This window comes from Lawsonella sp. (genome assembly GCF_011525565.1).
Lineage (GTDB): Bacteria > Actinomycetota > Actinomycetes > Mycobacteriales > Mycobacteriaceae > Lawsonella > Lawsonella clevelandensis_A.
Genome location: NZ_WVRS01000008.1, coordinates 22686 through 49553, shown reverse-complemented (window position 1 = coordinate 49553; position 26868 = coordinate 22686). Strand labels below are relative to the sequence as shown.

22 protein-coding genes, 1 tRNA gene, 1 other RNA gene and 1 pseudogene are annotated in these 26868 nt (G+C 53.0%); 18 read left to right on the top strand and 7 right to left on the bottom strand.

What is annotated here, in order from left to right:
- The 6 genes from QZV76_RS05200 to QZV76_RS05175 form a co-directional block, all read left to right on the top strand.
- The coding region (locus QZV76_RS05200; protein ID WP_290598798.1) for a UPF0182 family protein at positions 1-2636 on the top strand (2636 nt) is incomplete at its 5' end.
- 64 nt (positions 2637-2700) lie between these two features.
- A tRNA-Met gene (locus QZV76_RS05195) sits at positions 2701-2774 on the top strand.
- Between the two features lie 961 nt (positions 2775-3735).
- Positions 3736-5364, top strand: a complete 1629-nt coding sequence (locus QZV76_RS05190) for an alanine/glycine:cation symporter family protein (protein ID WP_290598797.1) — start codon at positions 3736-3738, stop codon at positions 5362-5364.
- A gap of 126 nt (positions 5365-5490) precedes the next feature.
- Positions 5491-6981, top strand: coding sequence for a DUF1846 domain-containing protein (locus QZV76_RS05185; protein WP_290598796.1), 1491 nt, complete (start codon positions 5491-5493; stop codon positions 6979-6981).
- 5 nt (positions 6982-6986) lie between these two features.
- Complete coding sequence (locus tag QZV76_RS05180; RefSeq protein ID WP_290598794.1) at positions 6987-7499, top strand: GNAT family N-acetyltransferase; 513 nt, start codon at positions 6987-6989, stop codon at positions 7497-7499.
- Positions 7500-7557: 58 nt separating this feature from the next.
- The gene (locus QZV76_RS05175; protein WP_290598793.1) at positions 7558-8148 is read left to right on the top strand and encodes a TIGR01440 family protein; all 591 of its coding nucleotides are present in this window, start codon (positions 7558-7560) and stop codon (positions 8146-8148) included.
- A 56-nt stretch (positions 8149-8204) separates the two neighbouring features.
- Here QZV76_RS05175 and thiD read toward each other — a convergent pair whose 3' ends face one another.
- The gene (gene thiD / locus QZV76_RS05170) at positions 8205-8993 is read right to left on the bottom strand and encodes a bifunctional hydroxymethylpyrimidine kinase/phosphomethylpyrimidine kinase (protein ID WP_290598791.1); all 789 of its coding nucleotides are present in this window, start codon (positions 8991-8993) and stop codon (positions 8205-8207) included.
- Positions 8994-9208: 215 nt separating this feature from the next.
- Between thiD and QZV76_RS05165 the strand changes: the two genes are divergently transcribed.
- Complete coding sequence (locus QZV76_RS05165; RefSeq protein ID WP_290598790.1) at positions 9209-12184, top strand: aminodeoxychorismate/anthranilate synthase; 2976 nt, start codon at positions 9209-9211, stop codon at positions 12182-12184.
- A 66-nt stretch (positions 12185-12250) separates the two neighbouring features.
- On the opposite strand, the gene QZV76_RS05160 is transcribed toward QZV76_RS05165, so the two are convergent.
- The 3 genes from QZV76_RS05160 to QZV76_RS05150 all read right to left on the bottom strand — a co-directional run bounded on the left by QZV76_RS05160 (position 12251) and on the right by QZV76_RS05150 (position 15380).
- A complete protein-coding gene (locus tag QZV76_RS05160) occupies positions 12251-13099 on the bottom strand; it encodes an inositol monophosphatase family protein (protein ID WP_290598789.1) in 849 nt (282 codons plus the stop codon).
- 122 nt (positions 13100-13221) lie between these two features.
- Entirely contained in the window at positions 13222-14079 is an 858-nt protein-coding gene (locus QZV76_RS05155) for an inositol monophosphatase (protein ID WP_290598788.1), read from the bottom strand.
- A gap of 29 nt (positions 14080-14108) precedes the next feature.
- Positions 14109-15380 carry an AMP-binding protein gene (locus QZV76_RS05150; RefSeq protein ID WP_290598787.1) on the bottom strand — a complete coding sequence of 424 codons (1272 nt, stop codon included), beginning with the start codon at positions 15378-15380 and terminating at the stop codon, positions 14109-14111.
- A gap of 74 nt (positions 15381-15454) precedes the next feature.
- Between QZV76_RS05150 and QZV76_RS05145 the strand changes: the two genes are divergently transcribed.
- The 9 genes from QZV76_RS05145 (at position 15455) to ssrA (ending at position 22744) form a co-directional block, all read left to right on the top strand.
- Positions 15455-16609 (top strand): aminotransferase class I/II-fold pyridoxal phosphate-dependent enzyme, encoded by a 1155-nt coding sequence (locus QZV76_RS05145; protein WP_290598786.1) that lies wholly within the window; start codon positions 15455-15457, stop codon positions 16607-16609.
- A gap of 112 nt (positions 16610-16721) precedes the next feature.
- The gene (locus tag QZV76_RS05140; RefSeq protein WP_290598785.1) at positions 16722-17243 is read left to right on the top strand and encodes a low molecular weight phosphatase family protein; all 522 of its coding nucleotides are present in this window, start codon (positions 16722-16724) and stop codon (positions 17241-17243) included.
- A 118-nt stretch (positions 17244-17361) separates the two neighbouring features.
- The gene (prfB, locus tag QZV76_RS05135) at positions 17362-18489 is read left to right on the top strand and encodes a peptide chain release factor 2 (protein ID WP_290598783.1); all 1128 of its coding nucleotides are present in this window, start codon (positions 17362-17364) and stop codon (positions 18487-18489) included.
- 60 nt (positions 18490-18549) lie between these two features.
- On the top strand, positions 18550-19488 hold the full coding sequence (locus QZV76_RS05130; RefSeq protein ID WP_290598782.1) for a mechanosensitive ion channel family protein: 939 nt from the start codon (positions 18550-18552) through the stop codon (positions 19486-19488).
- Positions 19488-19985, top strand: coding sequence for a hypothetical protein (locus QZV76_RS05125; protein WP_290598781.1), 498 nt, complete (start codon positions 19488-19490; stop codon positions 19983-19985). Before QZV76_RS05130 ends, QZV76_RS05125 begins: the two co-directional genes overlap by 1 nt.
- Before the next feature lie 90 nt (positions 19986-20075).
- Complete coding sequence (locus QZV76_RS05120) at positions 20076-20762, top strand: ATP-binding cassette domain-containing protein (RefSeq protein WP_290598780.1); 687 nt, start codon at positions 20076-20078, stop codon at positions 20760-20762.
- An 11-nt stretch (positions 20763-20773) separates the two neighbouring features.
- A complete protein-coding gene (locus tag QZV76_RS05115; protein WP_290598779.1) occupies positions 20774-21721 on the top strand; it encodes a permease-like cell division protein FtsX in 948 nt (315 codons plus the stop codon).
- A 34-nt stretch (positions 21722-21755) separates the two neighbouring features.
- Positions 21756-22280 (top strand): SsrA-binding protein SmpB, encoded by a 525-nt coding sequence (gene smpB, locus QZV76_RS05110; RefSeq protein ID WP_290598778.1) that lies wholly within the window; start codon positions 21756-21758, stop codon positions 22278-22280.
- Positions 22281-22371: 91 nt separating this feature from the next.
- Positions 22372-22744, top strand: a transfer-messenger RNA (tmRNA) gene (gene ssrA / locus QZV76_RS05105).
- Between the two features lie 87 nt (positions 22745-22831).
- Here ssrA and QZV76_RS05100 read toward each other — a convergent pair.
- The 3 genes and pseudogenes from QZV76_RS05100 to nrdI form a co-directional block, all read right to left on the bottom strand.
- On the bottom strand, positions 22832-23377 hold the full coding sequence (locus QZV76_RS05100) for a trypsin-like serine protease (protein ID WP_366664346.1): 546 nt from the start codon (positions 23375-23377) through the stop codon (positions 22832-22834).
- 444 nt (positions 23378-23821) lie between these two features.
- Positions 23822-24832 (bottom strand): class 1b ribonucleoside-diphosphate reductase subunit beta, encoded by a 1011-nt coding sequence (nrdF, locus tag QZV76_RS05095; RefSeq protein ID WP_290598777.1) that lies wholly within the window; start codon positions 24830-24832, stop codon positions 23822-23824.
- Positions 24833-24889: 57 nt separating this feature from the next.
- Positions 24890-25311, bottom strand: a pseudogene (nrdI, locus tag QZV76_RS05090) (class Ib ribonucleoside-diphosphate reductase assembly flavoprotein NrdI).
- 247 nt (positions 25312-25558) lie between these two features.
- Between nrdI and QZV76_RS05085 the strand changes: the two are divergent.
- Together QZV76_RS05085 and QZV76_RS05080 are read left to right on the top strand one after the other, a co-directional pair.
- Positions 25559-26242, top strand: coding sequence for a hypothetical protein (locus tag QZV76_RS05085; protein ID WP_290598776.1), 684 nt, complete (start codon positions 25559-25561; stop codon positions 26240-26242).
- A 62-nt stretch (positions 26243-26304) separates the two neighbouring features.
- Positions 26305-26859, top strand: coding sequence for a MauE/DoxX family redox-associated membrane protein (locus QZV76_RS05080; RefSeq protein WP_290598775.1), 555 nt, complete (start codon positions 26305-26307; stop codon positions 26857-26859).
- The last annotated feature ends 9 nt before the right edge of the window (positions 26860-26868 follow it).

Here is a 26868-nt window from a genome sequence, read left to right as displayed (position 1 = left end):
TATTCATTACTGTCGCCGTCATTGTGGGTATTGTCTTTGGTTTTTCGCTGCAGCTTAAGTGGCAGCAGATTAGTATCTTTTTCCACTCCACATCTTTTGGGGTGAAAGATCCACAATTCAACCATGACCTTAGTTTCTATGCTTTCCAGCTACCGTTCCTCACTATCCTTTTTGGGTGGCTTATTGGTGTGGCCAGCATAGGTATTGTCCTTAATATTCTGCTTCACTATTTCCAGGGCTCTCTGGAGTTCCGTGTGCGTCAGGGTAAACAGCGTGGCGGTGTTATTTTGGCGGATAAAGCGCGTAAGCAGATATCTATTCTGGGCGGCGTGCTGCTTGTTCTGGTGGGTGTTAGGTATTGGCTGGACCGCTACGAACTACTATCGGGGGATATTAAATTCAAGGGGCAGACGACCACTGGTGCCGGCTATACCTCCGCGAATGTTCTTATTCCGGCGAAACTGCTGCTCACTGTTATCGCGGTGTTGTGTGCGATAGCGTTTTTTGTCAGCTTTGTGGTTAAAGATTTGCGTGTACCCGCATTAGCAACCGCCATCATGCTGATTGGTGAAGTGGCCGTGGGTGGTGTTCTGCCGTGGGCGGTGGAGCAGCTGTCGGTTAAACCTAATAAGGCTAATAAGGAAGCGGAGTTTATTGCACGTAATATTAAGGCCACTCGGTTCGCCTATAACTTGCGTGATGACAATCTCACGGTAATGCCTAGTTTCGGCAAGGAGAATGCTCCGGCGCCGCAACCGGGGGGAAAGGGTGTAGCGTCTACTCTTTCTAATATTCGTCTTTTGGATCCTAATGTTTTGTCGCCTGCGTTTACGCAGTCGAAGCAGTTGCGGTCTTTTTATGGCTTCCCCGATACGCTTACTATTGATCGTTATCATGTGGGTAATGAGTTGCAGGACTATGTGGTAGCGGTACGCGAGATTAATCCAAGTGCATTGTCGGGTAACCAGACGGACTGGATTAACCGCCATACGGTGTATACCCACGGCAATGGTATTGTGATGGCTCCTGCGAATACTGTGGACGCCATTGTTACGGATGCGGGTGACCGTGGCGGTAATCCGAAATATGAAGTGTATGACTTGCAGTCTCTCGCTGCGAAGCAGGGGCAGCAGCATACTACTGCCAATAATGGAACGGCGCACCTCGATCTACGTGAACCGCGTGTGTACTATGGGCCGCTTATCGCTAAGCAGGATCCTGATTACGCCCTCGTTAAAACCGCTGGCGATTCGCAAGAGTATGACGTTGAGGGGGAAAACTACACGTATCAGGGTAAAGGTGGCGTTCATGCGGGTGGTTTCGCGAACCGTCTTGCCTACGCCATTGAATACCATGAGTTGAATTTCATTCTTTCCAACCTCATTAACGGAAATACGAAGATTCTTCTCAACCGGGATCCGCGTGCACGTGTGGAGGCAGTTGCCCCATGGCTTACGGCCGATACGTCCGCATATCCAACTGTTATTGATGGGCATATTAAGTGGATTGTTGATGCTTACACCACTTTGGATTCACTACCGTATGCGCAGAAAATTAATCTTGGTGAGGTTGATACGGACTCACAAACTGCGCGGCGGGAATGGTCCCCCACTATGAAGCAAGTATCCTATCTGCGCAATTCTGTGAAAGCGGTTGTTGATGCCTATGACGGTACTGTGCAACTGTATTCTTTCGATGAGAAGGACCCAGTGTTGCGTGCGTGGAAAGGTGTTTTCCCGGGTTTGGTAAAAGAAAAGTCGGAGATGTCTGAGCAGCTTCGTCAACATATCCGCTACCCGGAGGATATGTTTAAAGTGCAGCGTGAAATCCTCTCCCGTTACCATGTGACGAACCCTATGGGCTTCTACACGGGGGGCTCTTACTGGCAGGTTCCTAATGAACCGACGATGAGTGACAATGAGGCCGCTGTGGGTGCAGACTCGCACGGTATTTTCGACCAACCACCGTACTACGTGGTTTCTGCGGATCCTCGTACGGGCCGGCCCAGCTTCCAGCTGACAACCCCTATGTTGTGGAATCAGCGTGAGTTCTTATCTTCACAGATTTCTGTTTCGTCAGATCCAGATAATTATGGGCACATTACTATTAGGCAGTGGCCTACTAACACCACAACGCAGGGACCTAAGAACGCGCTTGACCGGATGACCTCAGCCGGCGGTTACCAAACCGAGAAACTGCAGCTGGAGGGCGCTAACACTATCATCTACGGTAACCTGCTTACCCTCCCTATTGGGGATGGCGGTGTGCTTTACGTAGAGCCACTTTATGCACAGCGGAAGGGACAAGATTCCGCTTACCCGAAGCTCATTCGTGTCATGGTGATGTATAACAACCGTATGGGGTATGGCAGGTCCCTTGCCGATGCGTTGGAGCAAGTGGGGCTGGACGGGTCGCTAGTTGAGCAGCCAGAAGGTGCCGAAAACGACAGTAGTGTTCCCCCCGTCGCTAAGAAATCCACGCCAGATCGTATGACGCGTGATGCTGCCGCTGCGAAACTAGATGAGGCACTGGCCAATCTGAAACAGGCGCAAGCATCAGGCGACATGAGTGAGTTTGGCAGGGCTTTGGAGAATCTTGATAAGGCGGTACAGGACTACCAAAACGCAGGAAAATAACTCAATAGTTCATGATTAATTTGCTTATTAACCCCACGGTGAACTAACGTTATCCATACAACATCGCGGGGTGGAGCAGCTCGGTAGCTCGCTGGGCTCATAACCCAGAGGTCGTTGGTTCGAATCCAGCCCCCGCTACTAAGAAGGAAGAACTCGGTTCCTAGAAGGAACCGAGTTCTTCCTATTTACTAGAGTTGTTTTTAGTACTCGAACAATACTTTTCATAATCAATTCAATAGAATTTATATTTTTCAAAAAATATTCTTGTTACTATAAATACTGAGTCGGCACGAAATTACTTGTATTGCAGTCTTTTCAAGATAATTTCCAGTAAAGCAGTAGATACTGGCAACCACTGAGATGTTGTCGTAGCGCAAAGAAATTAGATTCGAGGAGTTCAGTTGAAACCATCCATAGCTCTCACGATGGCAGTAATAGCAGTTTCGTGTGGCTTTTCGGTGATAGCTGTTGAACTTACTGTACCCGGTGTTTGGTCTGTTCCTACTTTCATTGGTGCCGTAGGTTCTGTGATTATTGGAGCTTCAGCAATTTTCCGTGTAGTCGGAGGACTTCAAAAAGAACATCAGACCAGTAAAAAATCTCAATTGGAAAATCAGTAGGGATTGGATCTGGAGAGTTTAGTTGAAGAGATCTGCTGTAATTTTCGCGCTATCGATAGGATCAGATGTACTTGTTTTAGCGGCACTCATTATTGTACTCACTGTGCCTGGTGCTTGGTCTCCCTTGAATTTTGTTTTCTGTATGTGCATGGTTTCGTCTGCCGATGTAGTGACTTTTCAGGTTTTTAAGAGGATGAAAGAGGACCAGAGCAGTGACGATCGTCAGTTGGAGGATCGATAACCTCTAGAGGTCGGTCTAGGACAGTCTGTCTCCGTAAATGGTTTTATCCCATTCGGTGATGCTGCTCTGGGTGTCGTTAAGAAGAACTCGGTTCCTAGAAGGAACCGAGTTCTTCTTATTCGTGGGTTTGTTCTCAGTGTGCGAACACGGGCTTTTTATCGTTTTGTTATCTTGCGTGGAAAAAAGTGATCACGTTAGGCTGGGAAAATCTCCTGTTGTGAAGGACGACTTTAATTTTATGATTCTTGCAGCTAGTCCTATTAATAACGCTATAGAAACAGTGATGGTGCCTATTTCCCATGCGGTGTCATCTGTTGTTTTCTGTGATATTCCCATAGGGAGCAATAGGCTCCCTCTTATTCTTGTGTGGCTTCTTGCCGGCTCCGTCTTTTTTACTGTTTATCTTGGAGTTCAGCAGCTTCGCCCTCATTCGCAAAAGCTTTCCTACAATCTTATCCGTGGTCGTTTTGCGCGGGAGACGGATCCTGGTGAGGTAACGTCTTTTCAGGCGTTAGCGACGGAGCTTTCGGGTACTGTCGGGTTGGGCAATATTGCGGGTGTGGCTATTGCTATTACGGCTGGGGGGCCGGGTGCTGCCTTGTGGATTGCGGTAGCGGGCGTGTTGGGAATGTCCGTCAAGATGGCGGAAGCAACCTTGGGGTCGAAGTTCCGTATTGTTCGTGAGGACGGTACTACTGATGGTGGCCCCATGTACTATCTGCGGGATGGTTTGAAGCAGCAGGGGCACGAAAAATTAGGTAAGGTCCTTTCCACTATATTTGCTGTCACAACTGTTTTCGGTATGACTGGCGCCGGTAATATGTTTCAGGCGAATCAGGCCACGTCACAGATTGTGGCTGTTTCCGGGGGAGCGTTAGAGTCTTACCGGTGGGCTATTGGGGTGGCTATCGCAGTTTTGGTGGCCCTAGTTATTTTGGGTGGTATTACCAAAATCGGTAGTTATACGTCCCGCATTGTGCCGATTATGGCGGGTATCTATGTGGTGACGTGTTTAGTGGTTATCGGGTGTAATATTCACCAATTACCTGCCGCATTCCGTGCTATTTTCGAGGGGGCTTTTACTGGTAGGGGCGCCGCAGGGGGAATTGTTGGGGCCATGATTATTGGATTCCGTCGTGCCGCATTTTCTAATGCTGCAGGGGTGGGGACGGCAGGTATTGCCCATTCGGCTGTGAAAACTCGCCGTCCGGCATCGCAGGGTTTTGTAGCTATGTGGGAGCCTTTTGTGGATTCTGTGGTGGTCTGCTCTATTACGTCCCTCACCGTGGTTATTACTGGAGTGTGGCAGAATGTGGGGCCGGGGGCAGAGGGGGTCTCTTTAACGTCTAAAGCGTGGTCAACTGCTGCACCATGGTTGTCGTATGTGCTGGCTGTGGCGGTTGCACTTTTTGCTTTTTCAACAATGTTGTCCTACTCCTTTTATGGCTGCAAGGCGGTAGGTTTTCTCTGTGGGGGATCTCGTAAGGCCGAAAAGATCTACAACATTATTTTTATTCTTCTTATTGTGGTGGGTGCTACAACGTCACTGGCGCCTATTGTGGATTTCTCCGACGCCATGCTTTTCCTCATGTCAATCCCTAATTTGGTGGGACTTTACTTCCTGGCACCGGTAGTGAAGCAGGAAATTTTTGGTTTTGTAGGGCGTGTGAAAGACGGCGATATTGGCCCGGTGGCAGAAGAACACCAGTTGGGCATGCTGTATAGCAAAAGTAGTGATGAGGATCCGGCGGTAACTGTTGGGAATATTCCCGATGGTGGCGGTTCTATGGGGGAAGTTCCTACCGGTTCGGAACCTGGCGAATTTTGTGATGATTTCTACAGTGATGAAGTGCCCTCGGAAGATTAAGTAGTGTCTTAAAAAGCTAGCTGGCTGTTGTTCCGCATAGTGGGAGAGCAGCTGTGTGAAAGAATAATAGGGACAATTCTGTCCAAATTTCATAGGTGAATTCATAATCGAAGAGGAGACGTCGGAGTGAATACTATTGGCTTTGACCGTCAGAAATACATTGCTCTGCAGTCGCAGCATATTAAGGAGCGTCGCGCCCAGTTCGGTGGACGTCTTTACCTGGAAATGGGGGGAAAACTCTTCGACGATATGCACGCATCGCGTGTTCTTCCCGGTTTCACCCCGGACAATAAAATCCTCATGTTGGAGTCGATGAAGGATGAGATGGAAATCCTCGTCGTTCTTAACGCGGAGGATCTCACTCGTAATAAGGTTCGTGCGGACTTGGGAATCTCCTATGAGGAGGATGTTCTTCGCCTGGTGGATGTTTTCCGCTCGCGCGGTTTTCTTGTTAATAATGTTGTTATTACTCGGTGGAGTGATGACAATGCGCAGGCCCAGGATTTCCGTCGCAAACTGGACCGTATGGGGGTGACGGTGCGGCGCCACTATCCTATTGCCGGCTACCCCAATAAGATCAGCCGTATTCTCTCCGATGAAGGCTACGGTAAAAACGAGTACGTGGACACTACCCGTGACCTTGTTGTGGTGACGGCGCCGGGCCCCGGGTCCGGGAAGATGGCGGTGTGTCTTTCCCAGATTTATGCGGAGAATCAGCGCGGTATGAAGTCTGGTTACGCCAAGTTTGAGACGTTCCCCATATGGAATCTTCCCCTGGACCACCCCGTCAATGTTGCGTACGAGGCGGCTACTGCTGATCTGGAAGACGCTAACATTATCGACCCCTTCCACCTGGCTGCCTACGGTAAGCAGGTGGTGTCCTATAACCGTGACGCGGATGTTTTCCCTGTTCTGAAACAGCTTCTGGAAGGCGTGATGGGGGAGTCCCCTTACCAGTCGCCTACGGATATGGGTGTCAATATGGCGGGGTATTGCATCAGTGATGATGAGGCGTGCCGGGAGGCTGCGAAGCAGGAGATCATTCGTCGCTTCTATCATGCGCAAGTGTATGAGAAGCAGCAGGCTCTGGAATCCACCCAGTCTGATCGCATCGCCCTTCTGATGAGCAAGATGCATCTCAGTACGGAGGATCGTGCCGTAGTGACACCTGCCTTGCAGGTTGCCGCCGAAACAGACGCGCCAGCAGCCGCTATCCAGCTAGCGGACGGCACTATTATCACGGGTAAGACGAGCCCGCTACTGGGGTGTTCCTCGGCTATGTTGCTGAATGCGTTGAAGTATTTGGCGGGGATACCGCATGAGGTGGAATTGCTTGCGCGTGAATCTATTGAGCCTATTCAAACTCTTAAAACTCAGCATTTGGGATCCCGTAATCCGCGGCTGCATACAGATGAAGTACTGATCGCATTGTCAGTGTCTGCGAATACCGATGATTATGCGCGCCGGGCATTGGAACAACTGCGCGCATTACGTGGGTGCGATGTTCATACCACTACTATCCTGGGATCAGTGGATACTGGTATTTTCCGTAACTTGGGTGTTCTTGTGACCTCCGAGCCGGTGTACCAGCGTAAAACCCTCTACCGAAAGCATTAATACTTATGACGTTCCCTATTATCAGGCGCGCCACTATTGCTGACGCCCCCGTTATCTACGATCTTGTGTGCAACCTTGCCGAGTTTCAAAAAGCCTCTGACAGGGTAAGGACGTCTCTTGAACAGATTGTGGAGACAATGTTTGGGGACAATCCGCAAGTGTGGGCTGAACTGGTGGAGGACGAAGACGGTGTGCAGGGTATGGCTCTCTGGTTCGTCACCTATTCCACCTGGGAGGGTTCCTATGGAATCCACATGGAGGATCTTTTTGTCCGTCCGGAAGCACGTGGGAAAGGCTATGCGTCACTTCTCTTTCAACGGTTAGCGTTGATTATGGAGGAGAAAGGCTGGGCACGTATGGAGTGGACTGTTATCGACTGGAACCAGCCCGCTATTGACGTGTATCAGCATATGGGCGGGGAAGAAATAGAGGGATGGTACGACTATCGAATGATCGGAGAACCAGTGCATGCACTCGCTGAGCAGGGGCGTCAGAACGGTCTTACCGCTGAGCTTTAGGCTCCAGTTTTCAGCTTCTAGCTTTAATTCTCACTAACCGTATAGGAGGATGACGGATATGTCAGGCTCACTTAAAGAGATTCACCAGCAGGTGTGTGACGCCGCTAGCGAATTATGTGAGAAAAGCGAGATACCAGCCGGCACTCTCTTCGTTGTGGGGTGTTCCTCCTCGGAAATTAGCGGCCACGCTATTGGTGCCCAGCCTGCCCCCATAGTGGGGAAAACGGTAGTGGACGCACTGCTGGAAGTGTTGCAGCCGCGTGGTATTCACCTGGTGGCACAGTGCTGTGAGCATTTGAATCGTGCTCTTGTCGTGGAGCGTGAAGTGATGGTGGGCCGCTGGTGGGCGGAGGAAGTTAACGCCCGGCCCATCCCCACCGCCGGCGGGTCTTTCGCCACTGCCGCCTATGAGACTTTTACACACCCCATGTTGGTGGAGTCCATGCGGGCGGACGCTGGCCTCGATATTGGTTCAACGCTAATCGGTATGCATTTACATGCTGTCGCTGTCCCCGTTCGCTTGGAACACAACCGGGTTGGGGAGGCGTATGTTACTGCGGCTCGGACTCGCCCGAAGTATGTGGGTGGTGTGCGGGCACAGTATAACGATGCTCTCGCACATACACCGGGGTGCCCGCCCCGCCACTAATGTAGCGGTTTGATAGTTCGGCAGCCGGGGCGCCCGTCACACACTATCCCTGCCAGCTATCCCTGCCAGACAACTCCGAAGGGTGTACCGGCACTGAAGGACTGCTCAATACCGTGGGTGACGAACTCTTTTGCAGTAGTAACAGCCGTGTGCAGGTCATTTCCCTTGGCTAGTTCTGCCGTAATGGCGGCGGCCAGGCTATCGCCCGCACCCGAAACACGCAGTTCACCCACCTTAGGGGCGGAGAAGATAGTGGCCTCGCTACCGTCCCACAGCACGTCCACAGCCTTATCCCCGGGAAGGTTCGCGCCGCCTTTAGCCAGAACAGCCTTGGCACCAGTATCAGCAATGCGTTTAGCGGCTTCCGTCAGCTCCTCCACAGTGCTGATGGTATCCATTCCAGAAAGAATTTCTGCCTCAACAAGATTGGGAGTAAGGACAGTGGCGAGGGGAAGAATCTTCTCCCGCAAAGCATTATCAATATCCAGTGCGGCGCCGGGCTCTTGCCCCTTACAGATGAGGACGGGATCCACAACAACGTGGGGGAATGCGTTTGTGGAGAGAATGTCGGCGGTGGCCTCAATTGCGGGGACAGTGCCGAGCATGCCGATTTTGACGGCGTTAATATCCCAGCAGGCCAGAGTGGCTTCCGTTTGATTCTTGATGACGGCCGGGTCGATGGGGACGAAACGGTGGTCCCACCCATTCTGGGGGTTGAAGGCAACAATGCAGGTAAGTGCGCAAGCGCCATAAACACCTAGCTGGTGGAATGTGCGTAGGTCAGCCTGGCAGCCGGCACCACCAGTGGATTCAGAACCGGCGATATCAAGAACAAAAGCGGTCATTCGTGCTTCCTTTTCCTCTCGTAGCGTTACAAGAGGGGCAGTAGCGGGTACTACTCTCCAGCAACAGCAACATGTGGTTTTAGTATACGGGTGCCTGAACACTGTGCTTTAATAGAGCGCTTTAACAGAGTGCTCTTTAACGGGGTGTTGTAGCAGGGGCTTTTAGCAGAGTGTTTCAATGGGGTGTTTTGGTGGTATCGGGATAATGTCAAAGCATGCGTATCCTGCTCGTTGACCATCATGATTCCTACACCCATATTTTGAGCCATCTTTTCTATAGCGCTGGTCAGCAGTTGGGGTATGCGATTGATGTGGATATCGTTCCGCATGATTGTCCCTCATGGCAGGCTGCGCGCATAGAGGAACTGGCGCAGTACCAGCCGGCGCAGTATCAGCTAGCACAGTACCAGCTCATTGTGCTCTCACCTGGCCCGGGCAGTCCGCTTGTGCCGGAAGATGTGGGAGTATCCCGCTGTCTGCTGCACTCGCAGGTGCCGGTGTTTGGCGTGTGCTTGGGGCATCAGCTTATGGCGGTTGTGGAGGGCGCGCAGCTGCAGGAGGGGCATGGTCCGCATCATGGGGTGGTATCGCATGTACGGCATAACGGTGACGGTATATGGCACAGTATTGAGCAGAATGCGCAGGTGGTGCGGTACCACTCGTTGGCGATCGCGGAGCCTCTTCCTACAGGAATAGAAGCAACTTCCTGGGCGGAGGACGGTACCGTCATGTCGCTGCAGTACCAGGCGCAGCGGTGCCAGTGTGCGGGGGCGCCGCGGTGGGGTGTGCAGTTTCACCCGGAGTCCATTGATTCCCCTTGCGGTGTGCAGATAGTGATGAATGTGCTGCGGCTAACCCAAGAGTGGTGGGATCGGAATGGTAGCGGTAACGGTAACGGTAGCGATAACGCTAGTGGTTATAACGATGGTGGATGCAGCATTCGTGAAAGCGTCAGCGTTGAGGGTGTGGCGCCTGCTGAGAGTATAGCAAGGGCTAAGGGTGTGGAGACTGTTGGGGGCGTGACTGCGGAGCAGATTGCTGCGGTGTTCCGGGAGGAAGTACAGGCGGGGGAGAGTCTGCGTTGGTTGGACGACAGTCTAGGGGAGACGGCAAGTCTTATCGCTATATGTGGGGAGCCGCAAAAGTCGGGGCAAAAGCTAGGCTTGCCAGACATTCAGCCTATTCAGCCCATGCGGCCTATCCAACCTATGCAGCAGAGCTCCCCGGCCTATCCTTATGCGGGCTGGATAGGGGTTGTGGACTATGAGGACGATTACACGAATTTTGCTCACACGGAGGTAGTGGCGTGGGGGAGGAGGAACTGTTGGCAGCTTGCTGGCGCGGATCCTGCCCGGGTTACTGTACTGTGTGAGCGCTTGCATGATTGTGTCGGATCCTCGCAGGTAGACGATATGGCAGAAGCAGCTACAGCAGTACCGTCTACAGAGACGCCGACAATACTTGGAACAGAAAGAGTCGCCGCGGTAGCGGTCAGCCCGGCCCGCTATAAAAAGTCCTTCACCACGTGCCAGAATCTTCTTCGCCGTGGTGAAAGCTACGAAATCTGTCTAACGGATACTATTCGCCTACCACGCCGGCTCACCCGCCACCCGTGGGAGGCCTACCAGCAGCTACGACATATTTGCCCCACAAACTTTGGTGCATATCTAGAGTTTCCAACTGGCCCGGTGGAGGCCATAGCGTCTGCCTCCCTCGAACTTTTCCTCCATGTCAGCAAAGATGGGCGTGTCACCACCAGACCGATGAAGGGGACTGCGCCGCGTTGCTTGGATGATCCTGCTGAGGATAAGCGCCGGGCGTTCGCCTTACAGACTGACCCTAAAACGCGAGCCGAAAATCTCATGGTTATCGACATGGCACGAAGCGATGTGGCGCGCGTCTGCCGGCCGGGGAGCGTCACCGTCCCCAAAGATCGGGTTGTGGAAACATACCGCACAGTGCACCAGCTTGTTACAGAAATAACGGGTACACTCCTGCCCGGTTTCACCGTCTGCGACGCACTGCGCGCCTGTTTTCCGCCGGCAAGTATGACGGGTGCTCCCAAAGAACGAACAGTGGAATTGCTTAAAGATATTGAGGCGCAGCCACGCGGAGTCTACTCTGGGATTCTCGGGTTTTTAGGAGATGACGGATCCGCGTCATTCTCCGTTATTATCCGCACGGCCTCCTATATGCGCAGTGGGGATGTGCTGATTGGTGCCGGTGGCGCGATTACCGCAGATTCCTCCTGCCACGCCGAATATGAGGAGATGCTGCACAAAGCCAACTATGTGGTTGGTACGGTAGTGGACCCCGCGCAGTGGACAATGCCTGTAGTGGACTCGTTCTACCTTGTTGACGGCATGTTCGCGCAGGCGGAAAACCTTACGGCACGGATCGGGCAAATGTGGGGGAACGCTGGCACTGTATTTCCATACGCCAACGGTGATGAACGGCGCGGTAGTGATGCTGGCCAAAACAGCAGTGATGCTGCGCGATGGGACAAGCGTCTGCGGGAGCTTCATCAGCAACGGTTTGTGTCCTCCGTCGAGGCTATGTACGGGGTGGAGGCGGCCACGCAAGCTGCAGATTTTTACCAGGACTGTCTCGCCCACTTACCTACAGAGGGAGAGTTCTTCCCGCAAATCCGGTGGGGCGGAACAAGCGCTGACACTATCCAAGCTGCCGCCGCTCAAGCCGATGCTATCCAAGCGACTCACACTAGCACTGCCCAAGTTACTGCCACCCAAGCTGGCAGCGCGGATCTTTTTCGTCCGTGCCCGCCCCGGCTTACCGAGATTGTAGGCATTGTGGGAACAGATCCCGTTTTCAAAGAAACCTATGCGAAACTCGTCACGCCGCGGATCAAAGGCCCCGACATGCCCGCCTATGGGAAACTCCGCTCGTTGGCTATGGAAGGGGGAGCTCATGAAGTGGTCCTTGTTGACCGGTGGGGGATGGTTCGGGAGGGAAGTCACTCCGCTATTCTCTGGTGGGATGGTGACGTGCTGTGTGCACCTCTGCAGGATGCCGTCATGCCCTCCACTATGCGCACTGTAGTGGAGGAGGCGGCGCATCGGCAGGGGTTCCGCGTGGAGGAGCGGTGGCTGCCGGCGGACGAGTTACAGAACTATCGAGTGTGGTCGGTGAATGCTCTGCACGGGATACGGGAGATCACCAGCTGGATATAGCGGGCTGGCTATAACGGGCTGGGTGTGTCTCTGGGCTAGCGGCATCTCTGGATAGTATCGCCGCCGTTACTTGCGCGGAGGGAGTTCACCCAGATTAATGGCGCGCAAAACCTGGTCGTGGAGCAGTCCGTTAGTAGCGACAGCCTCACCATTGTGGGGGCCGGGGCGGCCATCCAGTGAGCTGAAACGTCCACCGGCTTCACGCACTAAAACATCTAGGGCTGCTAAATCCCAGAGGCATACTTCCGGCTCGGCCGCCACATCTACAGCACCCTCGGCCAGGAGACAGTAGGAGAAGAAGTCCCCGTAGCCGCGCATTCGCCAGGAGTAGTTCATCATATTGATGAAATTCTCCATAAGGTTCTTCCGCTTCCAGCCAACCAAGCTGGAAAAAGAAATGGAGGCATGGCAGAGGTTGCTCACTTCGGAAACGTGAATGCGTTTCGCGGGTGAGCTAGCGCAGCAGCGGTAAGCCCCCGCACCTTCAGCCGCCCACCAGCGACGGTGCAGGGCTGGTGCGGACACAACACTCATGCGGGGAACCCCATCTACCATCAGCGCGATAAGAGTGGCCCACGTGGGGACGTTGCGCACAAAATTCTTGGTGCCATCAATGGGGTCAATAACCCACTGTCGTCCTACATATTCCGCAGTGCCGCCGAATTCCTCCCCCACAATGTCATCGTCGGGGCGGTGCTCCTGGAGGTGTGTGCGGATAGCGCGTTCAACAGCTAAATCCGCGTCAGAAACAGGGGTGAGATCGGGTTTAGCATCCACACGGAGGTTCTCTGCCTCGAAGCGATCCATGGTGATGCTATCTGCAATGTCCGCGAGTTCCCACGCAATACGGAGGTCATCATGGTAGGTACCTTCCGTACCGGGAAGAGTGTTGAAGGCGGGCGGGTAGGCATTCACTGCCAGATTCTCCTTATGTTGTGGACCGGGTGGTTACATCAATTCCACTCGCTGTAACCTGCGCTACAACCTGCACAGATTTCTTAAGGCTAGCCTACTACTAGGCTCAGAGTGTACACAGGTTAGTCCCTTTGTAATGCGGCACCTTGTAGCGCAGCAGTCGCTTCCTTCACAAGATGCGGCGCGCCCGCAATAGTCCACACTTCCCCCGCAACCTCAACATCCTGCACGGCTCCACCCACACCTAGTACTAGTGCTGCGCCGGGCAGGCGGTCCCAGTCGGGTAGGCGGTGCTGTATCCAAAGGTCGGTGTCTCCTTCTGCAGTGGAGGCTAGATCGACTGATGCGGAGCCCATCATGCGGTAGGTGGCGCAGCGTTCAATAACGCGGAGGAAAGCCGCATAAACCTCGGGGTTGTGGTAGAAAGTGGGGTGTAGGTAGGTGTTGATGCAGGCAGAGGCGAGACTACTAGGGGTTTCTCGTGCGGGGTCGCCGAAGTGGGGGATGGGTTGCCCGTTGCGGGTGGTGGGAATGTTCTTTCCGCCTACCCAGAGGTTATGGGTGCAGGGCTGGTAGACGGCTCCTGCGGTGACGGTGTTGGAGGGGGAGAGGTAGCGTTCGCGGCTGCGGAGTCGTACCGGATCAGTGGGGTCGTTTTCGGTGAAGGCGATGGCGGAGCACCAGTATTCAAAATTGTTGGCGAAGTTGTAGGTGCCATCTACGGGATCAATGGTCCAGCGGGTGCCGCTTTCCCCTAGCCGGAGGGTGCCTTCCTCGCCCAGGACGGAGTCGTCTGGGCGTTGTTGGATGAGTGTGGAGGTGACGTATTCTTCCGCGGCCCGGTCGGCTTGTGTCACGACGTCGGAGATGGATGTTTTGGTGTCGATGGTAAGGCCTTGTCCTCGCATTCTGTAGGCGAGGTTCCCAGCAGTGTAAACAAGGTGAGTAGCGAGGTGTATGTTGTCGATCGTCGTATTCACACTGTCCACGGTAGTGTCTTTTGGGGTGATTATCGAGGGTGGGAAGAGTGTTTCTGTTGGGCAAGGCTTACCAGTAGTTGGCGGTTGAGTTTGCCGTTACTGCGGTGTGGCAGGTGGGGCAGGATAATGAGGTCTTTCGGGAGGGAATAGTAGTCAAATGTGGATTCGAGTACACCGCATATTTCGTCCAGTGTTGGTGGTGTGGCACCGTCTTCCGGCACGATGACGGCGGTAACGCGGTGCCCGAAATGTGGGTGGGGAAGGCCTATGATGGCGCAGTCTTTCACCTGTGGGTGGGTGAGGAGGAGTTTTTCGAGGGGTTGTGGGATAACCATAATTCCGCCGCTGTTGATGGCTTCGTCGAGGCGTCCGTCAATAATGAGGCGTCCGTCGGCTGTCCAGTGTCCCAGGTCGTGCGTGTGATACCAGCGTCGGCTGTTACTTTGGTCGTCGCTTTCGCAGTTGTCCCCGCTGCTCTCTACAGTCCAGTCGGGGTGGGTGTCCATACCGACGTAGCCGTCTGCGAGGGTATCTCCGCTAATGCTTATACGGTGGGTGGTGGGGTCAACACGGATTTGTGTGGCGGGGCCGGGGCGGCCGTCGAAAAGGACTCCGCCGGCTACTTCTGAACTGCCGTAGCCGCGCACAATGGTGAGTCCGGCAGCGGTGAGGTAGTCGTCTATGTGTTGGGGTAGTGGTGCCCCTCCGGACAGAATGGCATCTAATTGAGCGCATGCGTGGAGGGCTTTTTCGGCAGTGCGGCGAGTGTCTGGACGTGATGAGTGAAGATCCTGGTAGAGGGTGTCTAGTTGGTTGGGAACCAGTGACGCATAGTGTCGCCGCTGTGGCTGTGACTGTGACTGTGTCTGGGGTTGAGACTGAGGTTGAGGCTGGGTGTGGTGACCTTCTAATAGTTCGGTGATGGCGTCGGGGAGGGCAGCTAGTTGGAACCCGTCATCGATGGGCATGGTGACGGGTGGGTAGCCGGTGTGAAGGCTGCGGAGAAGTACTTGCATGCCGATAATGTGGTGGGCGGGGACGGCGAGTAGCCAGCGTCCTGGTCCGCCGAGTGCGGTGTGGGTGCTGTCGATGGAGGCGCGTAGTGTGGCGGCGGAGAGGCGGGCGCCTTTGGGTGTTCCGGTGGTACCGGAGGTTGTCATAATGAGTGCGCTACCCGGCGCGGGTTTGCCAACGAAGTGGTGGTGTAGTCGTTGTGCTTCGACGGGGTTGGCGGGGAGTACGACAAGTGGGGGTGTGGTGCCTCGTAAACACTCTCGTAGAAGTGGGTAGATGGAGTCCATGCGAGAGTATGAGGGTAGATAGAGTGGTTCGATAAAGTGCTGCACAGAGCAATTATTGAACACTGTATAGGTGAATGCAATATGCTTACACCATGCACACTATGCACAATGATGTTCCCCCACCGCTTAGCCAAATGTTTTATGATTCCCCGCATATTATTCGCCATGATGAAGCCCGTCCAACAGAGAGACATTTCATTGACTTAGCGAGTAATAACTATCTCGGTCTAGCGAAAGACCCACGCGTTTGTGCCGCCGCACAGCAGGCAATAGAACAGTGGGGAGTAGGCGCTACCGGATCGCGCGTTGTGTGCGGCACTGTTCCGCCTCACCATGAATGCGAGGAAGCATTAGCAGACTTTCTAGGTTTCCCCGCTGCACTGCTTTTCTCCTCCGGGTATACGGCTAATCTGGCAGCTGTTACATCATGTGTGCAGCCTGACGACACTCTTATCTGTGATGTGCGAAACCATGCCAGTCTTATCGATGCATGTCGGCTTACTAAAGCACCACGAATAGTGTGTGACTGTACAGACCCTCGTGCTCTTACCAATGCACTCCAGTCTGCTGCGTCGGCGGTAGTGGTATGCGATGTTGTCGATTCAACAGACGGCAGTGTCCTCGATATCGCAACTATTTACCAGGCCACGCATGCAGCAGGCCCCCTCCTTATCGCAGATTTCGCCCACGGATTGGGCACTTTAGGAGACGATGGACGTGGGAACCTACACACACTATGGGCTAGGGACATCGCGCCAGATGATTGTGTCATAACGTGTACTCTTTCGAAAGCATTGGGAAGCCAGGGCGGTGCAGTACTGTGTTCTCAGCAGTTACGGGACCATATGGTCACCACTGCTCGTTCCTTCATCTTTGATACGGCATTAGCCCCCGCGTGTGCTGCTGCGGCCACAGAAGCACTCCGTATTCTGTCCGCAGAGCCAGATCGTGTACAGGCATTACATCAGCAGATGAACATGTTTGCGCATGTCCTGGATCTACCTGCTACACGCACAGGGGTAATGGCTATTCCGTTAGGCGATCCGGTGTCTGCATTGGAGGCGCAACGGTGTCTTAGTGCGATGGGGGTAGAGGTTGGTTGTTTCCGTCCGCCCAGTGTGCCATGGCAGCGAAGTGGGTTGCGTATTGGTGGCTGCGCCGGTTTATTTCCATCACAGGCACAACGGGCTATCAGTACCGTAAAAAATGTATTAGACCAGTTGAATTAGTAGATAGTGCTAAATTGCGCTAGTACTTATGTAACTATTAACAGTTGATATGTTGTCTAAAATGCCACATTTGTCTTGGGAATTAGGTAGGTGTGGTTTTAGTATGGGCGGCATGAGCACTACTGAAAATCTCCCTATCGTCTACTTCCTAGGCGCTAATAATGTTGAAAAGAGCGCTATGGCGGAAGCGATTACCAATGCTCGCCACGGCCATCTTTTTAAGGCATACTCTGCAGGCACCGACTGCGAAAAGGGTCTTTCCCGAGACGCGGATTGTGTAGCTGCCTGCGCCGAGATTGGTATCACCCTTGATGGTGTCTCCACCCCTGTTGACGAAGACCTTTTCAAAAAGGCGGATTTCGTTATCGTCGTTTCCTGCAAGATGACTGTTGATCCTGTCCCTGACATGAAGGGCGTCATTTTGCGGTGGGGTGTTGATGAACCCTCCGAGCAAGGCATCACCGGACGTGAGCGTGCCAACCTACTCCGCGACTACCTCATTCGTCGCGGTGACGCACTCGCTGTTGGCGCCATGACAAGTGATGGAACCCTCCGCTCCGGCTACCGCGGAGAGGACATTCTCGACCAAACCGGTGGAGAGAAATCCAGTCGTCGTCTCACTGGCGTCAAGTAATTCACGCACCCAGTCATTCACCTGTACCAATTATTGAGGAAGTCCCCCGCAGCCTACTGTGGGGGACTTCCTTTGTCTCTGCTACCACCTGGTAGTGTGCAGCCGGTATCCTGGCTCTATGACCCCTGAAATTTCCGCTGATATTGAGGATCTTAAAAGCCGGCTTGTTTCCATTGAAAAAGTTCTTAACCCGGAAGAATTACGCCGCCGGGTGGAGGAATTAGAGCAAAAGGCCGCCGATCCAGACTTGTGGAATGACCAGGATTACGCCCAGCACGTCACCAGCCAACTTTCTCAGACACAGGCGCAGCTGAGAAAAATGACGTCTCTACGCGACCGGCTCAATGATCTCCCCGTCATGTACGAGTTAGCAGAAGAAGAGGACGACGCGGCTGCACAGCAGGACGCCAATGATCTTGCCGATGCGGAGCGAAGCGCACTGCGGACGGATATTGAATCTGCAGAAATAACCACACTGCTATCCGGTGAGTTAGATGAACGTGATGCCGTCGTTAACATTCGTTCCGGGGCGGGCGGTGTTGACGCTGCAGACTTCGCAGAAATGTTGCTGCGTATGTATATTCGCTGGGCGGAAAAACGGGGGGCAAAAGTCGATTTATATGACACTTCCTATGCGGAAGAAGCCGGCATTAAATCGGCCACGTTCGTCGTGCATGAGCCGTATGCGTATGGAACCCTCTCCGTAGAACAGGGTACGCATCGCCTTGTTCGTCTCAGCCCCTTCGACAATGCACACCGCCGGCAAACATCCTTTGCAGAGGTAGAAGTACTGCCGGTCGTGGAACAGACTGATCATATCGATATTCCCGACTCGGATATCCGCGTAGACGTGTACCATTCGTCCGGTCCTGGCGGGCAGTCGGTGAACACCACGGATTCTGCAGTACGCATAACGCACTTTCCCACTGGCATTGTTGTTACCTGCCAGAATGAGAAATCCCAGCTACAAAATAAGGCGGCTGCTATGGCAGTGCTGCAATCTCGCCTTCTAGAAAAGAAGCGCCAGGAGGAGAAGGAGGCGCTGCGGGAACTTGGTACCGGCGGTAATGCCAGCTGGGGTAACCAAATGCGCTCCTACGTATTGCACCCCTACCAGATGGTGAAGGATCTGCGAACCGGCTACGAGGTGAATAATCCGCAGGCGGTCCTCGATGGCGATATTGATGGTTTTTTGGAGTCCGGTATTCGCTGGCGCGCAACTGGCGAAGCAGATGCACAAAACTGAGAGAATAACTCGTTAAGCTGTTAGCTGCCCCGAATATATCGTGTGGGAAGAGAGATTATTATGTCTAAGTCTTGGTGGGTTTCTGTTGTCACCTGGCTTGGTACCCAGGGGCTGCAAATCCTCCTCATCATTATTGGGTCCATTCTGCTGGCTCGTCTGGCCGGGTTCGTTAGTCACCGTGTAACACGCAGTATTGCGCGGGGAGAAAAAGACCGCGACAGTCTCGTCCAGTCAGAAACCGCGAAGCACCGTTATGCGGTGGCACAAGTTATTACCTATGTGGTGGTGGCTCTTATTGTCGTCGTTGCGGCAGTAGGGGTTGTTGACCGTCTAGGGGTGTCGCTGACCTCCCTTGTGGCACCCGCTACCGTGCTTGGTGCTGCCCTCGGTTTCGGTGCGCAGCGTGTTGTCCAAGATTTTCTTGCCGGATTTTTTGTGGTGACGGAACGCCATTATGGGTACGGCGACGTAGTGACCATTTGGATTTCCGGGTGTATTGAACCGGCAGAAGGCACAGTAGAAGACGTCACCTTACGCATTACCCGAGTGCGCACCGCAGATGGTGAAGTTGTCACCGTCCCCAATGGGCAGATCATTAAAACAATTAACCGTTCTAAAGACTGGGCGCGTGCAGTTGTTGACGTACCAGTGCGGAATCAGTTTATTTCTGAGGCTACGCAACAATTGCATGACCTCTGCGACGACATTATTAAAGAGCAGCATTTCCGGGATCTTCTACTTGATAAACCCACTGTTATTGGGGTGGAAGAAATTGGTTCGGAAGAAACGGTATTGCGTATTGTGGCCCGTTCTCTTCCCGGTAAACAGTTTGAAGTATCCCGCGAATTGCGGGCACGAGTAGCCCGTAGACTCGCTGATCTGGGAGTGGACTCCACCAAAGTTCACGCAGTGGACTCCATAGGAGATACCGGCACTAGTGTTTCCGAAAACAGTGAGGACGCTACTGCTTCTGCGGGTGTTGGAGAGGAGGATGACTAATGGAGGAGGAAGGAACTGCAGAAACAACAGCAACGGAAACAGTAAAACACCTGCCGACAAAAGATGAGCACGCGTTCGGTACACATCTTAAAGAAGAACATAGCCGTGAGCATCGCGGAAAAACCACGTCAACTATCATCCTCACAGTTGTTTTTATTGCGCTACTAGCAACATATATTTATCTCCACGGATCAGACCGTTTCGACGTTTTTCAGCCAAAACCAACAAGCAGTACCGTACAGCCCGTTCCCATCATTCCCTGGGAAGATTACAAGAAGCAGCATCCGCAGCAATCGTCAACGCCGCAGCCATCGGTCACATCGCCGCAACCGAGTGATAGTTCCACACCATCAAAGACACCCGCTGAGCCTTCACCAGGGGAGAGTACGGGTGAGAATGGGGCAGAGACTCGGCAGCTGTTCCCGCCGGTACACGCACCGGATAATAACGAGCCATCGGCGCCGCCGTCATCCCCAGACTCTGCTGCACGGCCATAGGCTCTGCCACACGGCCATAGTGTCAGTTTTCCCTTATCTTATGAGTTTGGTGGCACTAACCCCTACAAACCTTTTAGAGTGATAACCGTGATGATCGACGTTCAGAATGTATCAGTTGAATACCGAGGCGCCACCCGCCCCGCGCTCGACAGTGTCAGTTTTCAAGTAGATAAAGGCGAATTCGCTTTTATTATCGGGCCATCTGGTTCAGGTAAATCTACTGTGCTATCTGCACTCCTCGCAGACCAGAAGATCCGTTCAGGCACCATCACGGTTGCCGGCCAGCGAGTAGATAAACTCCGCGGCGGGGCAATCTCGCGTTACCGTCGAAACATTGGGTGCGTATTCCAGGATTATCGCCTGCTGGAACGCATGACAGTGGAAGAGAATGTTGCTTTCGCACTACGTGTTATTGGTAAACGGGATCGCTTTATTAAGGATGCCGTGCCCGAGGCCCTCGATATGGTGGGTCTAGCAGGTAAAGGACGTCGATTCCCCAACGAACTTTCCGGTGGTGAACAACAGCGGGTTGCTATTGCGCGCGCATTCGTTAACCATCCACTCGTTCTGCTGGCCGATGAGCCCACAGGTAATCTAGACCGTGCAACTAGTGACGAGATTGTCTCTTTGCTGCAGAAGATTAACCGCACTGGGACAACTATTCTCATGGCCACGCACGACGATCGTATTGTTGACGAACTGCGTCAACACGTTATTGAGATGCGTCACGGCAAAGTTGTTCGTGATGAAATGTCCGGCGTCTATGGGCGCGTGTAAGGAGCCTACCAATGAATGCAAAGTTTCTTTTCGGTGAGGCTTTCCGAGGGCTACGACGTAATCTCACCATTACATTCGCCATGATCGTCACAGCCTCCATCTCCCTCGTAATGCTGGGTGTGGGCATTCTGATTGCGGGAATGGCCGATAATTCTAAACAAGAATGGGTTGATCGTACTGAAATCTCCATTTTTGTTGAGCCAACAGTTGCTGTGAAAGACGCTGACTGCTCCAAGAGTGGGTGTGGTGACCTCCGCAGCGCCCTTCTTGACACAAAGGGAGTGAAGTCAGTCCGCTACCGTAACCAGCAACAATCACTTGATGTTGGTAAAAAAACCGCCCGCGCCGACACTGCTGAACTATTCGATCGGGCGCAGGTTGACGCTATGCCCGGTACACTATTAGTGAAGCTAGACGGCGAAAACACGGATACTACTCCGGTAGAGACAACTGTGGCTCGTTTCCCAGATGTGGCTCAACCTGCAGTGCAGGCGCATAGTGGACAGCCGGCAATCTATATTTCAGATTCCCGAGAGCTCATTAATCGTCTTTTCAGTTTCCTCGATCTCACCCGGAATGGTGCATACGCACTTGCCGGCTTCCTTGGTCTAGGCGCTATTGCCCTTATTGCCAATATGGTGCAGATGGCCGCCTTCACCCGCCGTAAAACTACACAAATTATGCGCCTTGTCGGTGCCAGTAGAACTACTGTTACAGCTCCCTTCACACTAGAAGTTGTCATGAGCTCCTTCATTGGCTCCCTGGTAGCTATCGCTGGCTTATTCGCCGTGCATGCCTGGATACTGACACCACTTTTAAAGAACGTGTGGGAAGGCAGGGCGATAGCGCAGATAACTGCCGCAGATGTGGGGCTTGTGTCCCCCATCCTTATCCTTGTTGCAGTTATTGGTGCCGCACTGACATCAGTAGTGGTACTACCTATTTACGTGCGGCGATAAGTGCGGTAATAGGGTAGTGAAGTAGTGGTATTAGATGGGTAAAAAGTCGAAAAAGGCCCAGCAGAAAAAAGCTGCTGAATTGGCGAAAAATGGTGGCAATTTTACTGTTGCCACTAACCGCTCTGCCCGCCATAACTACAACATTCTGGACACCTATGAAGTTGGCATTATGTTGGTGGGCACCGAGGTCAAAAGTCTACGGGAAGGCAAAGCCTCCCTGGTGGACGCCTGGGCATCCATTGATGACGGGGAACTGTGGCTCCGCGGCCTCCATATTCCCGAATACTCGTACGGAACCTGGACGAACCATTCCCCGCGCCGCACCCGCAAACTGCTTGCCCACCGCCGCGAAATTGACTACCTACAAGGTAAGATCCGCGATGGCCACCTTACTTTAGTGCCGCTAAAACTGTACTTTAAAGATGGTCTATGCAAAGTGGAATTAGGCCTTGCAGAAGGTAAGAAAGCGCACGATAAGCGGCAGGATCTGGCACGCCGCCAGGCTGAGCGCGATGTTATCCGGGAACTTGGCCGGCGTGTGAAAGGCATGCCCGGATAAAAATATTCTGCAGCCTATTGACCATACCTTCACTATTGGATATCCTGAAATATCGCCTGATTTTCAGGTGATAAGCCTTTTGGTTTTCTGAGGGGCTGAACGGTTTCGACTACGTATGTTGCGTCAGGAGAAGCGTGCCGGTGCAGGCTAGAGACCACCGTAAGCGTCGTAGCACCTTATTAAGCGCCGAAAATACTCAGCGCGACTACGCTCTCGCTGCTTAATAGCGACAGCTAGTCTGTGGGCCCGGAAGTGTCTCCGATCCGGTGTTTTCCCACATCATCAAGGGGGCTTACTGCTAACTGCGGCTACGGCAGGTGGCAGGACATCACACAGTAGCTGGGTTCGCCTTCCGGGCTTGTGAGCGTGCTCCGGAGAACCAAGTAAGGGCGTAGTTCACTGCGCACGGAGAAGTCCTGGCAAAGCTGCGGAGGACCCGGGTTCAATTCCCGGCAGCTCCACAATTTGCAAATCCCCTAGTCAGCAACGACCAGGGGATTTCTTTATGTCGTCTTTATTTGTGCTGGTAGTAGCTCTAATAGGTGTGGCGGCTAGGAGGCGTAAATCGTTAAGCCCCAGCGTTGTATGGCTGGCTCAATAGACTGCGCACTTACACGTGTAGAGTCGTCCGGTTGCAGATAAGAAATAATGCCTGTGGCATAAATATTATCGTCGACCAGGCCGTAGACGGGGCCGCCGGAGTCTCCATGGTCAACATAGCCGCGGAATTGGATAATTCCACTTTGCGTGTAGTTCAGGTATGCGCCGCAGGATTGGCCTGTGCGGAATCCTAGATGGCACACGCGTGGGCGTTGATCGTTAAGTTCATCAAGGGATAACCAGCCGTGTAGCTTTTGCGTGAATGGCATTGCCGCAGTGACGTAGTTTGTATTGTAGAGCTCGATGAGACCATAATCGGCTCCGCCTGTTTGGATGTATGTGGACTCTACCATCTCGCCGATGGTTGTCTGGTTTCCTTGAGAGTCGCTGACTGCGAAGCGGTTTCCGACGTGACCGCAGTGTCCGGCGGTGAGAATAAAGCGTCGCTGTTCGCGCCCTACAATCCAGCCAGTGGAGCATGCTGTGCTTTGATCAATGTTTATTATTTGTCCACCGGGAATGACTTTGCCTGGGTAATTAAGCCAGGCCCATTCCTCACTACTGTGATAGATAGGGGAATCTGAACTCCCATCTGGTGAAAATGTTTGGTCGTCGTCAGTATCGTCGTCCGTGAAGGGTGTGGAGTGGGAATGGTGAATATCTTCCTGCTCTTCATCATCGTCGGAGCTGGATGTGTATGGGGATAGAGCACTGTAAGCACTGTAAAGTCCGCAGCCGCTGAGGGGGGAGGAGAACAGCGATAATTGCGAACATTATTAGTGCGCATCTGTGCCATGGTGGGATGGGAGTTTTTTGCATAGCGAAAACTTAATTTATCATATTTCTTTCTTATTAACCGTAGCTGCTTTGTGGGGCCTTTTGAAAAATCTTGGCAAAATCTTGGCACGAGTATGGCACTGTGTAGAGTGGTGGGGATACGGTCAGAAGTCCCAGTCATCGTCTTCGGTTTCTTCGGTGGTTCCCATAACGTAGGAGGAGCCGGAGCCGGAGAAGAAGTCGTGGTTTTCGTCTGCGTTGGGGCTGAGTGACGCCAGAATGATGGGGTCTACTTTTGTGTCGGTGGCGGGGAATATTCCGTCGTAGCCAAGGTTGTTGAGGGCTTTGTTGGCGTTGTAGCGGAGGAATTTTTTCACGTCGTCGGTCCAGCCGATGTCATCGTAGAGGGCTTCGGTGTACTCGATTTCGTTGTGGTAGAGGTCGTTGAGGAGGTCGTAGGTGTGTTCCTCGAGCTCCTTCTTTTCGGCTTGTGACAGTTGGTCTTGGCTGCGCTGGTATTTGTAGCCGATGTAGTATCCGTGGACTGCTTCGTCGCGGATAATCAGCCGAATGACGTCGGCGGTGTTGGTGAGTTTGGAGTGGGCGGACCAGCGCATGGGTAGGTAGAAGCCGGAGTAGAAGAGGAATGATTCTAGGAGCGTTGAGGCGATCTTTTTTCGGAAGGGGTCTTTTCCTTCATAGAAGTCGAGAATGATGGTGGCTTTTTTCTGTAGGTGAGTGTTGTTTTCTGACCATTGGAATGCCTCGTTGATCTGGCTGGTGGAGGTGAGTGTCATGAAGATGGAACTGTAGCTTTTAGCATGTACGGATTCCATGAAAGCAATGTTGGTGTACACGGCTTCTTCGTGTGGGGTGAGGGCGTCGGGGATGAGGGATACTGCGCCTACTGTGCCTTGAATGGTGTCGAGCATGGTGAGCCCGGTGAAAACCCGCATGGTGGTGCGTTTTTCCATGTCGTTGAGGGTTTGCCAGCTGGGGATATCGTTCGAGAGCGGGACTTTTTCGGGGAGCCAGAAGTTTCCGGTGAGGCGATCCCACACTTCTTGGTCTTTGTCGTCGATGAGGTGGTCCCAGTTGATGGCAGCGATGGGGCAAGCAGAGTCGCTGGGGCAGTCGTGTCTGTGGGCGGGGGTTGTTGTGTGCTGGGTGTTCATAAGTGTCCTTTCGGGGTGTTGTTGGTGGTGTGGCTGGGGGCAGACAAAACTAGGGAGTTAGATGTTGGGGAGGGAATCAAAAAATTCTATGAGCCCGTTGCGGACGGTGGTGACATCTTCGTCGTTGCCCATGAGTTCAAAACGGTAGAGGTGGGGGACGTGGCATTTATGGGAGATGAGGTCCCCGGCGGTGCCGTAGTCGGCGCCGAAGTTGGTGTTGCCGCCGGAGATAACTCCGCGAATAAGTGCCCGGTTGGCGGGGTCATTAAGGAAGCGAATGACCTGGATGGGGACAGGGCGAGGTTGTCCCCCGTGGATACTTACGCCACCACCGTATGTGGGGCAGATGAGGACGTATGGTTTGGTGACGGTGAGGGGTCCGTCAGTTTTTTAATGGGAATACGCGCAGATGGTAAGCCTAGTTTGTGAACGAAATGATGAGTGTTTTCGGTGGTGCTGGAGAAATAAACGATGAGCATGGGCTTCCTCCGGCGTAGGTAGAGTACTTCTTTATTTAGGATAGCCTAACTAAATAATGGAGAAATGTCTGGTCCTACGCGACATTGCAAAAGCCCCCACCTGCTCTACAACATTGCAGTAAAAGCTGTTTCATAGGAGGCAGTAGCGGTGTACGTTTAGTAGAAAGTGCCCTATATCAGGGAAGTATCGTTCCTGCAGATCATGGCATTATGTGAATAACTACCACGCAACGTATGGAGATTTTTGATGACGACACCTTCCGACCCGCACAGCACTGACCACAACGCTACCGAGCACAACGCTACTGAGCAGAGCTATCCGAATTATCCAAGCTATCCCCAGCAGGACGTGAATCCGGCTGAAGCGCAGCAGGAGAAGCAAGGGTCGAAGAAGAAGCGTGTTGTGGGATACTCCGTGGGCGCGGTCATCCTGGTTGTCATTATTGTGGTGTGCGCTCTGGTGTTTGGAAAGGGAACAACGTCTGCAAAAACTGCGGATGGTCTTGCGGAGGGACTACAAGCAAATCTGCGCGATGGTACAGGCATTAGTGAGTACCTGTGCGAAGCGCCTGCCCAGCCTCTGAAGTATGGTGCTTTAACCCCCCATCTGGAAGGGGTTATGGCAGATGAGACCGAACAGTCGCAGGAATCAGCAGATTTGCAGCCCTTTATAGATGACATGCTAAAAGCATTGTCGGATAACCCTAATGCCGAGGTAAAAGTCGCGAAGAAGGAAGACTCTAAAGCTATTATTGTCTACAACTTCCATGCCGACGATATTAAGGACAAAATTAGCGATAAGTCCCTTTCTGGAATTCACATGAGCCGTGAAGAAGGAAACCACGCCATTGAAGAGATGACAGCAGATAGGCACACCATCACCTACCATGCTGAGAAACAAGACGATAAATGGTGTGTACAGGATCGTTAGTCTGCTTGTGATTACCGAAGCTAAAAGCGACTAATTGGCTGTTCCTCGCTAGGATAGAACCCGTGACCACTGTAGAAAACGTCGTGAGCGATACCCAATGCTGCTCCGCAGAGGGAACAGAGGGGCAGGATTCTGACGTCCGCCCTTGGGTTACGTGGGTATCTTTCCTCGCCCGTCTTGTGCTCGCTGGGATTTGGATAGTATCTGGTGTCCTCAAAGCCAGTAACATGATGGAGACACGGGTAGCTGTTCGCGCCTACCGGGTTCTACCGGAGGCAGCAGTCGCCAGTGTCGCATTCATGCTTCCGGCATTAGAGATACTGCTCGGTGTGCTCCTTCTCCTAGGCATTAAGAATAAGTGGATGGCAATTGCGTCAGCAGTCGTTTTTACTGTTTTTATTGTCATGATTGCGCAAGCATGGATACGTGGACTACAGATTGATTGTGGATGCTTTGGAGGCGGCGGATACGACCCCCAAGCAGACCATCTCACGTATCTCTCAGAGATCGCCCGCGATCTCGCCTTTATGGTGTTCGCCGTATGGTTGGCATGCTTTCCTCACACACCACTTGCGGTGGAACCTGGAAGCCGTGCCCCGCTCCGCCGTCACCCCTAACATAGCTGT